General features: G+C 54.2%; 8 protein-coding genes. 1 reads left to right on the forward strand and 7 read right to left on the reverse strand.

Translation table 11 applies throughout. The features are described 5' to 3' along the window. The 6 genes from F7231_RS26840 to F7231_RS26865 all read right to left on the reverse strand — a co-directional run. Window positions 1–4,315 (reverse strand): SdrD B-like domain-containing protein (locus tag F7231_RS26840; protein ID WP_166694316.1); only part of this gene is annotated, 4,315 nt, incomplete at its 3' end. 246 nt (window positions 4,316–4,561) lie between these two features. Next, window positions 4,562–5,782 (reverse strand): ATP-grasp domain-containing protein, encoded by a 1,221-nt coding sequence (locus F7231_RS26845; RefSeq protein WP_166694317.1) that lies wholly within the window; start codon window positions 5,780–5,782, stop codon window positions 4,562–4,564. 181 nt (window positions 5,783–5,963) lie between these two features. Then, window positions 5,964–7,235 (reverse strand): replication-associated recombination protein A, encoded by a 1,272-nt coding sequence (locus F7231_RS26850; RefSeq protein ID WP_166694318.1) that lies wholly within the window; start codon window positions 7,233–7,235, stop codon window positions 5,964–5,966. A gap of 33 nt (window positions 7,236–7,268) precedes the next feature. Further along, entirely contained in the window at window positions 7,269–7,871 is a 603-nt protein-coding gene (locus F7231_RS26855; protein ID WP_166694319.1) for a hypothetical protein, read from the reverse strand. Between the two features lie 13 nt (window positions 7,872–7,884). Continuing rightward, complete coding sequence (locus F7231_RS26860; protein ID WP_166694320.1) at window positions 7,885–10,935, reverse strand: GEVED domain-containing protein; 3,051 nt, start codon at window positions 10,933–10,935, stop codon at window positions 7,885–7,887. 332 nt (window positions 10,936–11,267) lie between these two features. Further along, complete coding sequence (locus tag F7231_RS26865) at window positions 11,268–12,182, reverse strand: extracellular catalytic domain type 1 short-chain-length polyhydroxyalkanoate depolymerase (protein ID WP_166694321.1); 915 nt, start codon at window positions 12,180–12,182, stop codon at window positions 11,268–11,270. 189 nt (window positions 12,183–12,371) lie between these two features. Between F7231_RS26865 and kduI the strand changes: the two genes are divergently transcribed. Continuing rightward, the gene (gene kduI / locus F7231_RS26870; RefSeq protein WP_085413102.1) at window positions 12,372–13,256 is read left to right on the forward strand and encodes a 5-dehydro-4-deoxy-D-glucuronate isomerase; all 885 of its coding nucleotides are present in this window, start codon (window positions 12,372–12,374) and stop codon (window positions 13,254–13,256) included. Window positions 13,257–13,378: 122 nt separating this feature from the next. On the opposite strand, the gene F7231_RS26875 is transcribed toward kduI, so the two are convergent. Further along, the coding region (locus F7231_RS26875; RefSeq protein WP_166694322.1) for an SdrD B-like domain-containing protein at window positions 13,379–14,885 on the reverse strand (1,507 nt) is incomplete at its 5' end.

Below are 14,885 nucleotides of genomic sequence, written 5' to 3' on the forward strand. Positions count from 1 at the left end.
GCGCTCCAGTCGACCACCGGTAGGTGCTGCCCCCCGCTGCCGTGAGCACAGCTGAGTTGCCATTACAAATCGTGTTACTTGGACTGGCACTTACCGTAGCGGTCACCGCTGGATTGACCGTCACCGTGGCAGTAGTCACGGCCGAGCAGCCGTTGCTGTTGGTTACCGTGACGCTATAGGTGGTCGTAGCGGTAGGGGAGACCACGACTGAAGCTGTTGAGCCGGTACCAGCGGGTGACCAGGTATAGGTGAAACCTGTGCCGCCCGTGGCGTTGGCCGTTAGTGTAGCCGTGGTTCCGTTACAGATAGTCTGATTAGCCACCGTGGCGGTCACCGCGGGGTTGACTGTTATGGTAGCCGTGGCGGTGGTTGAGCACAGACTGCTGTTGGTCACCGTGACCGTGTAGACCGTTGTGGTTGTGGGCGCGACAGTTACCGTCTGGGTTGACCCCGTTCCGATTGGTGACCAGTTGTAGGTGAAACCTGATCCACCTGTAGCATTGGCCGTCAGTGACACTGATGTACCTTGACAGATTGTGTTACCCGGGCTCGCCGTAACGGTTGCCGTTACGGGTAAGTTTTGCGTCACCGTAGACACGGCTGTGCTCGAACATCCTGTTTGGGGATTTGTGGCTACCACCGTATACGTACCTGCCGATGTAACCGTAACACTTTGCGTGTTGGCGGTGAAGGCCGATGGCCCCGTCCAGGCATACGTCAGGCCAGTCTGGCTGCTGGTTGCCGTCAATGTGGCCGATGTGGCCTGGCAAGCAATGGTCGCGCTATTGACAGTGGTCACCGGGATCGCTGCGCAATCGTTGACCACCCCTAAACGGATATTAAACGAAAGTCCGTCGGCGGCGGGTGGAGTAATCACGAGCCAGTTGAAGGTGACTGTACCCGTCAGCACAAAAGCCTGATTCAGTTGCGACGATCGGATGATCAGGTTGTCAGTGTCGCTGGATAAGATGAAGTTATTGGTTGACAGAGACGAACCGAGCGGTGTGCCATTCAGGGCTAGATTAAGTACCTCTGTGGGAGAGGAAACCAGGCTACTCGACCGTAAAGCCAGTTGTATGGCATTGAATTGAAGTGGAATTGGGCTGTCGGCACTAAGTGACTGCGGGTTTGTCTGGATACTAACGGTCTGTGTCGCTCCGGATGAAAGCGTAAAAACAGCCCGGTTTTGGCCCGTCAATGCCGGGTTGTAGCTCAGCGTGAAGGAGTTGGGTGTGCCACTCGTCCAGTTATACTGACCGTTGACGATCGTCGTCGCTGATGGCGAGGTTCGGTTAAAATCAAGTTCGTATGCCCCTGTGTTGGAACCGTTGCCATACCGTGCTTCCGCACCCAGTCCAAAATAGTTGAATTGGGCGTTAGATAGGGCTGTTGTACCGTATCGGGTTACCGCAATGGGGTTACAACTCGATGCGCAGGCCGTGAAACAGGCCGCCGGACTAGCCACCGTAGTGGCTGAAGTACCGCAACTCGCCAGCGACGTAGAGATTGTACGCGTTGTTCCATCCGATTCGGCTACAAACGTGAACGATACGGCCGTAGTGGAAGTGGTAACGGCGAACGTTTGCGCGTAAGTCCCGTTGCTTATATACAGCGTACCGTTGGTAGGTATGTTGCTCAATCTGACCGTACCCGTGGTGTTGAACTGATTGTTGGTCGTGCTACAAACACCAGCAACCACGTTGGTCAGCGAGATGCCACAACAAACGGCTGTGGGGATGGCGACGACAAAATCCTGGTAACAATTGGTTGCTCCGTTGAATAAGCGAATTGTATAGGTTGTTCCGCCCGACAAACCAGTGAAGGAAACGGCCGAACTGACAACGGTAAGGTTGGTAGGGTCGTTGAATTCGGCGGCAAGGGTGTATGTGTTTCCTCTCGAAATACTAGCCTGCGTAGCATTGGCAATAGCCGAGATAGAGATTTGTGCGTTGTTCAGAACGACCCCGTTGAAACAGGTAGCGTTGACAATCGAGGTTGTGCCGGTAGGTGGCGTACAGGCAATCACGCCAATGTCGTAGGTGTGGTTGTTTTCGCCATAATAACCGGTTGTCAGCGATACGACGCCCGACGGATTGGCATCTGAATCAATCGATGCGTTAGTACCCTGCAAGTCGGTTGCAATGGCCAATGTTGTGCTGGCCGGTAAAACCAGCCTAACCTGATAAGCCGTATTTGGCTGAATAGCCGTTGTGGAAACACTGCTGAACAGGTACGTACCTGTGGCCGACACGGTGGTTGTCCCAATAACGCTACCGTTCTGAAGCAGTTGAACCGTTAACCCGGCTACAGAGGTGTATACCGTTTCACTTGGATCTTGTATGCCATCTTTATTCGTGTCAAACCAAACCCGGTTGCCAATTTCAATCGGTGGGTTATCAATGACCAGTTCAAGGTCACCCAGACCGTTGGCTTTACCATAGGTTGCTACGTTGGCACTTGCATATATTTGAGCACTTGTTGCCGGGCTTGACGACCCATCGGCGTTTTTGAACCGTCGAATACCGCCCGCGTCAATCTGATCAGTGGGGTCAATTACGATCGATACCACTTCACCGCTACCCATCAGCAGGGCCAGTGCGCCCTCACTCATCTCCGTGTGGTACGGGTTCGTTGTCGAGGGAATGGCGATGGCATCGCTATAATAATATTCCCCGTTACCAAAACCTTGTCCATTACCCGCACCGCTGAGTGAAGTGACACCGCAGACTGTTGCGTTGAATTCCATGGTCCATTGCGTAGCGGTAGGGCTGCACTTGCCAGCCCTTAACAGGTCACCGGGCGCAATAGCCCGGTAGGTCGTTGTGTTGTTGGGCCCGTAGTTGTTGTTACCAAACTGGTCACCGGTCCGGTCGCGGATACTCAGAATCATGGATCCATCAACGTCGAATTCAATACCCGTTAGCCACGGTTGGGGATACGACATGTTGGGAAGGTCATTCCGGGCAAACCGCGATGGGACGGCTGTACTGCCAGGTACAACATCGGTCCAGGGAAGCCAGCGGTCGGCGCGGTCTACACCTGTTTTGTCGTTGTTGGTCGCTCCCTTTTTGTAAGTCAGCGGAAAGGTCAATACAGCAGAGAATGAGTTATTGGCGGGGTTAAATTCATACACCACGGCTTTCATGCCGGTCGTATCGCGCGTGTACAGGTTACCCCCGATGGATCCTGATCCAAAGTTGATCGTCGTCGATGTGGGAATACTTTCGTTGGTACAAACGCCCCCTACATACATCTTACCCCGGTAACTCTTCAGGGCAAAAGGCCGGAATACGCTGTTTGTGCGGCATACCGACGAGCTTCCCGTAATGCTGAAGCTGGTGATAGCGGCGGTATTGGCCGTGGGATTGGTTGATGTTGGGTCATTAATCGGAATGCGATACAGTTTCTGATCCGAGAGGTTCACCGCGTAGAGTTGGGTGCCGTCTTCGGTAATTTCCAGATCGCCCAGACCGGTCTTCCCTACCTGGTCAAAGACAAGCGGATCCTGGTTCACTACAGTTAGGCTTCCGGGTAATCCCCGCGCCGTGTTCGAGGCCACGGTAATGGCCATTGGGAGTGTGGCAAATACAGAAGACGTGAACGACGTGAGTGCCGCATTGGTGGGTTTTGTCAGGTAGATGGCACCAGCGCCACCCGGCCCCAAGCCAGAGTGCCGTTTTACAAAGGCCGAGGAATAAGCATGCTTGGCTGTGCGCTGATAGGCAATACCAAAGACAGTTCCGATCTGACTGTTGAACGAAATGGCAAACTCTGCCGGGGTGTTTCCTGTGCTGCTATACGGGAGCGTAACCAAAACGCCCTCTGCGCCTACGTTGCCGGTAGTACTGGTTGGGTTACCATTTACGTAACAGGGAACCAGTACATACGGGTTTGCCTGACTATAATCAGATGGGTAGTTGACGCCCAGGTTAATGCCCGACTGCGTGCTGGTGGTGACAAACTGAATTGCCGAGCCACTTCCTGTGCCAACCGGACCAGGGTAATAGCCTGTGGGAAGGTTGGTGAACTGAACCCTGAACGGCGCTGTGCCAGCAGGTGAGAGGCTGTACGTACCCAGCGTGGCGCTAACCGTACTGGAAGTGCCGGTTGTGACAACGCCGTTTGTGCTGGTTATTGTCACTGTCACGCCACCAAGGCCTACTTCGCCTGGAGCTTCCCGAATTCCGTTGGCGTTGAAGTCTCTAAAAACCGTGCCAGATATCTGAGCACTTGCGCTAAATGCTGCCAGAACCAGCAGTGTTGCTACCAGCCATTTCAGAGTTGACGTTAGAGGAAGTGTAAATAATATTTTCATACATTGATATAAATTGCTGTATATCAGCTATATAATCGATCTTATCTGCTTGGCGGTCAGCCAATAAAATCTATCGGGTAAAAGCAATAAAAAAGCGTAGCCCCCGACTTAATCGGAGTGCTACGCTAGTACTTGCAAAAAGCAGACGACAGTTTATCTAACTACTAATTATCATATGATTTACTTAAAAAATTAATCTTGCCTTTGCTGAGAAGTGCTCACTGACTAGTGGTAACTACTTGTTCGTCAGCTAGTCGGCTTATCAGCGACAGGCATTGATGCATGTACGCTAGCCTGAATGCGGGCCATGTACTCATCGAGTAGGGTTCGTATCCGTTCGGGCGATTCCGACTGAACGATGAACCCAATATGATGCTCGCGAGTCATCCGCCAGACAATTTCAGGGTCGCTAAAGGCCGATGTGTCGGGTTGGGCTTCGGTGGCAAGCGAGGCAATAAGGCCGGCATGTAAACCAGTGTCGGCCGGAGCTTGGTAAGGTTCGTTTCGGGCCGCTGCTGTTTCAAGTTTAGCCCATTCGGCCCACAGGTTTATGCCCGAAGCGGCCTCCACCATCTCGGCAATGTGGGCGCCACCTACCCGCGAGGCCGTTTCCAGAAAATATAATTCGCCGTCGTGATTCCCCCGGATATATTCTGAGTGGGAAGCGCTGTTCTGCATACCAAATGCGACCATAACGGCGTCGTTCATCGCCATCAGGTCAGCCACCAGTGCACTGTCGAGGGGAAGGGTCTGGGTGCGGAATACGCCACCGCCGTGGGCAACATCCATCGGGGTAGCCAAATACTCGCTGGCGCGGGTAAACACTGCTTTCTTCTCATACGATAGGGCATCGACGTGAAAAACGGTACCGGGCTTAAATTCTTCGATCAGAAACTGATGCCGGTTATCGCCCAAACTGTGCACCACCTCCCAGGCTTCGTCGAGCGAGTGCACTTTCCGGATGCCGGTGGTCGAGGCCTCGGAGCGGGGCTTGATCAGCCAGGGTCCTTCGCTTTGCTGCAGGTACGTGGTTAGTTGTTCGTTGTTGAAGAGCGAACTAAACCGGGGTACGCGAATGCCTTCGGCGCTGGCCCGCATACGCATCGCCAGTTTGTCGCGGAAGAAGCGGGCGGTGGTTTGGCCCATGCCAGGCAACCTGAACGTTTCTCGCACTAGTGCTCCCTTCTCTACATCAAAATCATCGAGCGAAACAACCCGATCGATGTGGCGGGTGCGCATGGTGTGGGCCAGGCCGAGCAACATCTGGTCGAGGTTCTGGCTGTCGTTGCTCTCGGAGGGTAGGTAGAAGATTTCGTCTATCGACTCGTGTGGCCAGGCTTTGTCGCGGTGCCGTTCTTCAGTGAGCAGATACACTGTGTGGCCAAGGGCTTTACTGGTTCGCATGAACGCTTCGCCTTTGAAGAACGTAGCAATGCACAGAAAAGAGAGTGTGGGTTGGGCGGGCATTGTCGGGGAGATGAGGATGAAGAGGGGCGTACAGTCGTTTATTGACTTGGAAATTAGCCGAAACGGGTCTACACCGCTACTTTTTTGGTCGAATTTGTTCAAGCGGGACAGATCGCCCCGAATTAGCTGCCCGCAACGTACCTGACAACTTGTTTGTAAAGTTCTGGAAGCGGGCAACTGCCTAGTACCCGTACCAATCACCCCACCAGGCTTTTAAACTACGCAGGATGTCCTGTTCGCGGGGATTCTGGCCGGGGTCATACAGTTTGTGCCCTTCCAGTTCATCGGGTAGGTAGTTCTGCTGGCTGAAGTTGCCGTTGTAATTGTGCGCGTACTGGTAGTCGTTGCCATAGCCCAACTGCTTCATTAGCTTGGTAGGGGCGTTACGGAGGTGAAGCGGTACAGGCAGGTGGGCCGTTTTTTCGGCCAGGGCCATGGCCTCGTTGATCGCTACATAACTGGCGTTGCTTTTAGGCGACGTAGCCAGGTATACCGCCACCTGCGACAGAATAATTCGGCCTTCGGGCATGCCGATAACCCGAATGGCCTGCATGGCTTCGGTGGCCATAATGAGGGCGGTGGGGTTGGCGTTGCCAATATCCTCCGACGCCATGATCAACATGCGGCGGGCAATAAACACCGGGTCTTCGCCAGCTACCAGCATCCGGGCCATCCAGTACAGAGCCGCGTTAGGGTCTGACCCCCGCAGTGATTTAATAAAGGCCGATATGATGTCGTAATGCTGCTCCCCCGATTTGTCGTAACGGGCGATGTTCTGCTGCGCCACACTCGTTACATAGTCGTCAGTGATCACTAATTCTTCGGCTGTCACGTGGTTAGTTACGACCAGTTCGAGCAGGTTCAGCAGTTTTCGCCCGTCCCCCCCCGACAGGCGGAGCAGAGCGTCGTATTCCGCCACACGTATCTGGCGTTGCTTCAGGTACGTATCAGAGGTAAGTGCCCGGTCAATGAGTTTGATAAGATCGTCGCGGTCGAGGGCTTCAAGCACGTAGACCTGGCAGCGGGAAAGCAGGGCACCATTCACTTCAAAGGAGGGGTTCTCGGTGGTGGCACCAATCAGTGTAATTTGCCCTTTCTCAACCGCACCCAGTAAGGCATCCTGCTGACTTTTGTTGAATCGGTGAATCTCATCGATGAAGACTACCGGCGGAAAAAGACCGGCTGGTCGGGCCAGCACATCGCGGACCTCTTTCACGCCAGCATTAATGGCACTCAAAGCTACAAATGGTCGCTTTACGGCTTCGGCCAGCAATAGCGCCAGCGTTGTTTTACCCACGCCCGGCGGCCCCCATAAGATCATCGACGGTAACCGGCCCGATGCCACAGCCCGGCGCAACGATCCGGTAGGCCCAATTAGTTTTGCCTGGCCAATGACCTCATCGAGGGTTCGGGGACGAATGCGTTCGGGAAGGGGCGTTGAGGATGTATTCATACCACGAAAGTACAAATCACCCGGCCATATGTGCTACCTGATGCGCGTGACTACGACGGGTAAGCAGGCGCTACTGCAGGGTGGTGGGCAGGCTAAAACTCCCGGCTGATCAACGCCCGTAAATAAGCCGGCACTGATCTGAGTGAGACCATTGTTTCCCGGAAGGGCGTTGAAACTGGTATTGTCTGCGCTGAACAGAAGGGTTGGATTGCCCGCTTGGTTAAGCACTGTAAACGTCAGCTGTCCAATACTAACCCAGTCGGCATTGCTGATAAGCGGACAACTGACCGTTGTACTATTCAGGTTGATAGTCAGGTTGAACAAACCCGGCGTTGAGGCGTCGAAGTTGTGCGGATCCCAAAGGGCCTGCCCGGCACATACCGTGGTTTCATCGAAATTGAGCGACTGGTAGCTCGCAAACGTCAGCGACGCCGGATCGTAAGAGAGAAACACCGAGGACGTGCCAATGGAGAACGAGGTAGGACTGTCGGCCCGAATCTGGATGGTGGCCGTGTACTGTCCGGTGGCACAATTGAGCTGCGTATCCAGCCTGAGGTTAGCCGTTTGGGCATAGGCCAGCCGAGATAGGCCAAGCAACAGGCAGAGAGCGATAAAAAATTGGCTAATGGAACACATGCTGAAAAAACGGTTAGAGGCCAGGAGTACCGATCTTGGAGCGGTTCCCGGCCCAGCGGTTGTAATCTTTGTTATTGATGATTCCATTCCCGTCACTGTCGACGGCGAGGTATTTGCCAACGGCTGCGGGGGTGGCCCGCCATAGGTTAAAATCCTTGTTGTTGACTACGTTGTCGCTGTTGAAGTCGCCGGCAAACAGAGCGAACTTCGTCCCGATGGGCTTTAACTGAGCACTGCCTTTGGCCAGGCTGGCATCTGATGTGAAGTCAACCAGCCGGCCGCTCACCACGGGATCCCTGGTAATAATCGATAGGTGGTTGCGGTGCGAGACGGCCACGTAAATCGGCTCGCTTACAGGTGGTAGCAACACTCCCTCCGAACCGTCTATGTCGAGTAATAAGCCATCGTTCCTGACAAATGCGGCTTGTCTGCTCAGTACTACTCCCGAGGCGTTGCGAGCTACAATCAACACCCAGTCGGTGGTGTTGTTGGGTAACACACTAACCGACTCTGTACCCGTATAGAGCCAGGGTGATGCATTGTAGGGTTGCTGTTTGGGAAACCAGGACAGCGAACTGGCTTTGCTCATCAGACCAGTTGTAGGATCGGTGTAGCCTTCCAGCAGCACTTTAGCGCTAAACCGAACTGGTTGTGGACAGCTGCGTACCTGAACTGACGCAACTGCCACGCTGGTACACCCGGTGGCATTGGTCAGCGTGACTGAATACGCGCCGGTAGACGATACCAGCAAAGAGGTACCTACCTGGCCGGTGTTCCAGCGAAAACTGCCCTCGCCATTACCCTGTAGCGTGATCGATTCGCCAGTGCAAAGCGTGGCACTGCCAGGCGAAATCGTGAGTGGACTCGCCTGGTTGACTACTACTGTCGCTGCAGCCGATCCGGAATTAAGTAGCACCGGACAATTCCGTGAGTCGGTAACTGACTTTAACTGAAATGTAGTCGTGGTGAGTGGGGTAGTCAGAATGGGCGTGCCGGAAACGTACCCAGCTACATTTCGGTCTGTCTGGCCATCATTCAGCACCAGCAGATAAGGGCTTTTGCTGCCTGTAATGGCAACTGTGAGTGCAACAGATTGGCTGCCACACACAGCGGTTGAGCCCCCCAGTACGGCTGATTCAGCCAGAGGCTGGTTTACCGAAACGGCCAGACTACTGCTGCACCCGGTAGTCAGATCGGCTACCCGAGCCGTGTACGTGCCCGATGGCAAGCCTGTGAAGCTGCCCGTTGAACTGGTACGTGCGGCCAATGAATACGAATAAGGGCCACTGCCATTGGTAGCCGTGAGCGCAACCTGTCCGTCGTTACTGGTAGCACAGCTCGTCGGTTTGGCCGTGGCCGAGAGGCTAAAACAAGTTATCGGAACTGGTGCCGTCAGAGCTAGTGTGTAGTCTTCGGCTTCGCCGTAATCGTAAGTGGCGCACGGATTGTCAGCGGGCCCATCGCCCACATATTGACTCCTGAGCCGAAGCCTGGTTTGACCCGGTAGGGCCGTGGCCGGTATCCGGAGTGTACCCGTGAGCGATGGACTCAATAACTGGCCTCCCGACGACTTGAATAAGACCTCTGAGTCAGTAAAAAGGCCATCCTGGTTACTGTCCAGCCAGATGGTTAAGTGCTGATACATATAGCCTCCGCTGGAGCTCGACATGGCGCTGGCGGTAAACGCATAGGGCTGCCCCACCAGTACGGCGTGGGGTGTAGCCGTGAAGTTCGAGTACCCGTCTGACCCCATACCGGTAGCCAGGGAACGAAGCGTTGTCTGGCTACCCTGCAGGCTGAAATTCTCAATCTTGCCAATGATACTACCGGTAGTCCATACATAGGCAGGTCGGCAATAGAACAGGCCCACCGTAATTGACTGCTCGGGGCTGTACTGGTTGGTCGCGTTGGTTGCCTTGACTCGGTATGTATAAGCTGTGTTGGGCAAGATGGAACCGTCGACAAACGAAAATGAGGTGGGGGGCAGGCCGCCAACTGTAGTAAATGAGTTCGTGCCCGCTACCGCCCGTTCGATCAAAAAACCAGCTGCACTGGCGTTGGGGTACGAAAATTGAACGAGCACACCAGCGGGGTGAATTTGTAGAGACAGGTTGGTCGGGGCGGCAAGCGAGGGAGCAATACAGTCGAGCTTGTACGCGTTGGCAGGATCGAGCCGCATGGACAGTCCGGTGGCTATTCGGGCATACTGACCGGGCGTAAACTGGTTGCTGCATGCGTAGTACGACATGATGTTGGTTGTTTGTGGTACAAACACATCGCCATTCGCGTCGATGGCATAGCCTGTATAAGCACAGCCCGATGTAGTGGCCCCCGATACACCATATGGGTCGGCGGGCGTGTCGCAAACGAAATCGCCGGCGGTGGCACAGTTGGCAGCGTATGGGCGCATTCCCTGCGGGCTGCCGGGCCGAATAACCAGCTCTCGATTAGCCAATAAGCTACTCCGGTTACTCTGAAATGTATGGTACAGATTGAAGTAATGCCCCATCTCATGCGCCAGACTTGTGCCGGTCAGCTCGCTGGATATGACAAAAATTCGGTTCGTGATTGCCAGCGTTGACGGATAATAGGAATACCCCGTTGCCGGACTGCCACCATACAGGATTGAATTAGGGATATAAATATTGATGGCGTTAGAGACGTCATTGGCACCGGTCAGCAGACTTTCTTCGCTTGTGTCATAATCGTATAACGATGTGTTGTCGATGTAATGAGGTTGTGTGCCACACTGATAGAACGAAATACCAACTGGCTGGTACAACTGATTTAAAAGAGCTACTGCCTGATTCAGAGTGCTAACGGAAGGGCCTTCAGCACCGTTGCTCTTACGAAGAACGTGGAACTGTATGGGAATATACTGCACGTTAGCCGCTCGCCTGGCTGACCCGAATCGTGCGGCCGGTGGGCGAGTCAATTCCCGGATAGTAATCGCACTGTCAGTTAGTTCTGGGGTGGCGCATTTGTGCTGGGCGTAGCTGAGAGTTCCACCGAAAAAGGCCAGTACGAAAATCAGGAAAGCTGGAAACGTGTATTTTGTTACCATGGCTGCACTACGTTTTAATCCAGAACTTCCATTGATTAAAGTCTATAGAAGCCAGCTAGTCAAATTACGTAGCAAACGGCGGGCCAAACTGATGTTACTTAGGTAGTTATCTGGTTGAACGCGCCGCGATCAGTACTGCACTCGCCCAACTGAGCTGCTGCCAGCTGTTTCCAGGGCTACCGGAGTGTTGTGCATTAATTACTTGCGGTTGCCTTGGCCTGATGAATAGCAGCCATAAAAAATCCCTTCAAGCAGGTGAAGGGATTTTTTATGGTTCAAACTAGCTAAAGCAACGTTTGCCGGATAGACAAACTGGCTTGTCTACCCTGTACTCAAGGCAGTGAGTATAGGCTGAAGAAGGACCAGATCAGGTCGTTATTTATCAATGCGGTAGAAGGCGGATCACCGATAAGCCGGGCTCCTTTTCGGCCACCCGGCCACGAATGCCCCCCGTCATTGGTTAGGTAATACTGAATAGACAACTTACCCGGGCAGGATCGCCATTCGTAGCGCGTATACTGCGGGGTGGTCTGAATCACCCGTTCCTGACCGCACTGAGCCAGCCGTATAAAAACAGCCAGCGTACTGTCTACCGGGGCATTCCACTGACGATTCAGGCTTTTTGAACCAACCCCGCCCGTACTGGGTACGTTTCTGTCCAATGCTGAATGAACGTGCAGAATGGGAATCACCCGGCTTGGATCACAGGCTTTAGTAAGCTGCATGGTACCCGCATTGGCGGCAATAGCAGCCAGCTTCTCCGGTAATTCACAAGCCAGCCGGTAGCAAAGCATTGCCCCGTTTGAATGCCCGGTTGCGTATACCCGTTTTGAGTCAACCCGGTATCCGGCTACCAGCTTATCAATTAGCCGACTAATAAATCCTACATCGTCGGTTTTATCTGCCGCTGCAACCTGTCCACAGCAAGTGCCAGCATTCCAGGTACGAAGGCCTAAAACACCCGGATTTTGCCGCCCGTCCGGATAAACGACGATGAATCCTTCACGATCCGCTGTCTCGCTCAACCCGGATTGAGCTTCAAATTGCTGCCCACTCCCTCCGCCGCCATGCAGCGCGATAATCAGAGGCAGTTTGTTGGTGGTTTTGGTATAAGCGGCTGGTACATGAACCCGATAAAACCGCGTTTGTCCAACGTGTAGCAGGGTGTCTGAACGAGTAGCGGATAGCTGAGCTAAGGCTGTTACATGAGTCGCAAAGACCAGAAATACCCAACGAAATAAAGCCATAGCTGATGCTGTGAGTGAACAATTTTGCAGTATACAAATGAATGGCCTGATCTCCCAGCAACAGGTAATTCGGCCTTATCTGTTTGCCTGAATTGCATGACATTATGGGTAAACTGTTGGACAACTCAGCTATTGTGAGTTGTATCGCATATCGAATCCTTATTTTTGAGCATTTACTTTTCTACATACATGCAAACTGACATGAACCCGAGTGCCAACGGGCTAGCTACGAAGGCCACGTTTTTTGAGAGCCGATACGCCAACTCGCCCAATGAGGTGAAGGGGATGACCACTGAGCAACTCCGTCAGAGTTTTCTCATTACGACCCTGTTCCAGGCTGATCAGATACGCTGGACGCTCTCGTTCTTTGATCGATATATGACAGGTGGCGTTATGCCGGTAGCAGGCCCCGTCTCTCTCGATTGTCCGGAAAACCTGAAAGCGCAGTATTTTCTGGAGCGTCGTGAGTTGGGAATTATCAATGTGGGCGGTGCCGGTCAGGTAATTGCAGACGGGGAATCGTTTGAGCTTGGTTATAAAGAAGCGCTGTACATCGGGCAGTTGACCAAAGAAGTCACTTTCGTGTCAGCAGATGATACCGCACCGGCCAAGTTTTACCTTAACTCAACCCCGGCTACCCACCGCTACCCAACCCGTAAAGTGTCACGGCAGGATGCCGAAGTAGTAGAACTGGGTAGTACGGCCACGGCCAATCACCGGACAATCAACAAGCTGATCGTCAACAGCGTATTGCCAACGTGCCAGCTTCAGATGGGCATGACCGAATTGAAAACGGGGAGCGTCTGGAATACTATGCCGGCCCACGTGCATGACCGCCGAATGGAAGTGTATTTCTATTTTGAAGTGCCAGAAGGGCAGGCTGTTTGTCATTTCATGGGCGAGCCGCAGGAAACTCGTCATGTCTGGATGCAAAACGAACAGGCGGTCATCTCACCAAACTGGTCCATCCACTCGGGTTCAGGTACGTCCAACTATACCTTTATCTGGGGTATGGCTGGAGAAAACCTCGACTACGGTGATATGGACTTCTGCGCCATTACAGACCTACGGTAAGCTGAATTGGAACAGTACCTGGGCAAAGATGCCGTATACACTGGCTGACCAACGCGCTCAATCCTGATTCATAAAAAATGCCAGCCTGACTCGGGCTGGCATTTTTTATGAATCAGGACAACTTATTTACGGACTACTTTTTTTATTGAAAATGGTACGCAGACCGCTGGTGGACATTGGCACTGAGTGGGTGGAATGACTACCGACACATCACTGTAACATCCTTCAGCCGAGTATACCCGGATCGTGTAGCTCTGACCCGGTGCCTCGTCAGGATTTACCTGATTCGCCAATAACACTCCGCCACTTACCGCCGACAGCGATTGGTTGGTGGCTAGTAGCGGTGTGGTGAAGCTGCTGCCCAGACTGATGTTGTAGCTTATTGCATTGGTGGTGCTGGCGACCAGACTGATGCGGGCATCGTTGAGGGGAGTAGAGCCTGTGCAACTGGCTGCTACACCTACCGCCGTCAGGCTGGGGACCGCGTCGGCTACCACAATGACCGGGCAGCAGGTGCCATCTGTACAGCCGTTTGCAGTACCCGCTACTGTATACTCGCCTGCTTGGGTCACGCTGTAAGTGGCGCTGGTAGCTCCCGGAATCGGGATGCCGTTACGCGACCATTGGTAGAAGTCTGAAGAGGCAGGTGCCAAGATTAAAAACTCAAAAGGTGTGTTGTCGCAGACGTGGTAAGGTACCGTGATGCAGGCTGTAGCAGTCTGCCCATCGGGGGCCGTCGCCACGTTGTAGCTCAGGCCTTCCTCGTTAATTTGGGCCTGGAAACTCAAGCTGGCCACAGCGCCCCCGGCCAGACTGGGTATCGTCCAGAGGCCGCCCGTAGTCGATGCCACAAACGTACCCGCCGTGACAGTCGCTGATCCTACTACACTTAGCGCACTGGTGCTGAATGCGTCGGTGACTAGCACGTTGGTGCCGGTCGTCGGGCTGGTGTTGGTCAGCGAAATGGTGTAGGTCACCACCCCGCCCTTCTCGGCCCGGCTCTGGTCCACGCTCTTGGCCAGGGCATAGCTCACCGGCGGCACAAGGGGCCGCACAAAACCGGCGTCCAGACTGGCGTTGACCTCCCCGGCCCCCAGCGTCAGCGAGACCGTCACCCCGTTGACCGGGTCGCTGTCCAGGCCATCATCACCGCCCACATTAGCCCCCGTCGTGGTCGAGAAGCCCGCTGGGGTGGTGAAGCTCACCGAGTAGGGCGTGCCCGGGGTCAGGCCCGTGAAGCTGTAGAGCCCGCTGGCATCGGTGGTGGTGGTGGCCACGGGGCTGCCGTTCTGGAGCAGGGTAACCGTGGCTCCGGCGATGGGCAGGTCGTTGCTGTCCTGCACCCCATCTTTGTTGACATCCTCAAAGACGAAGTCCCCCAGGGCGGCGGTGGTCAGGAGTTGGATGCTGGCGCTAGTAAAGCAGTCAGGTCCCGTGGTGCAGGTGGCACTGTAGGTCTGGCTGGCCTGGGTTGGTACGACCGTGATGGTGCTACCGGTTGCTCCGTTGCTCCAGGTGATGGTGCCCGAACAGCCGATGGCTGACAAGCTGACGGGGGTACCGGCTGCAACGAGTGTTGCGCTCGCCTGTAGGCTGAGCAGGGGTTGATCCAGCACCGTTACCGTTGCT

This window comes from Fibrivirga algicola (assembly GCF_011742925.1).
Taxonomy (GTDB): Bacteria; Bacteroidota; Bacteroidia; order Cytophagales; family Spirosomataceae; genus Fibrella; species Fibrella algicola.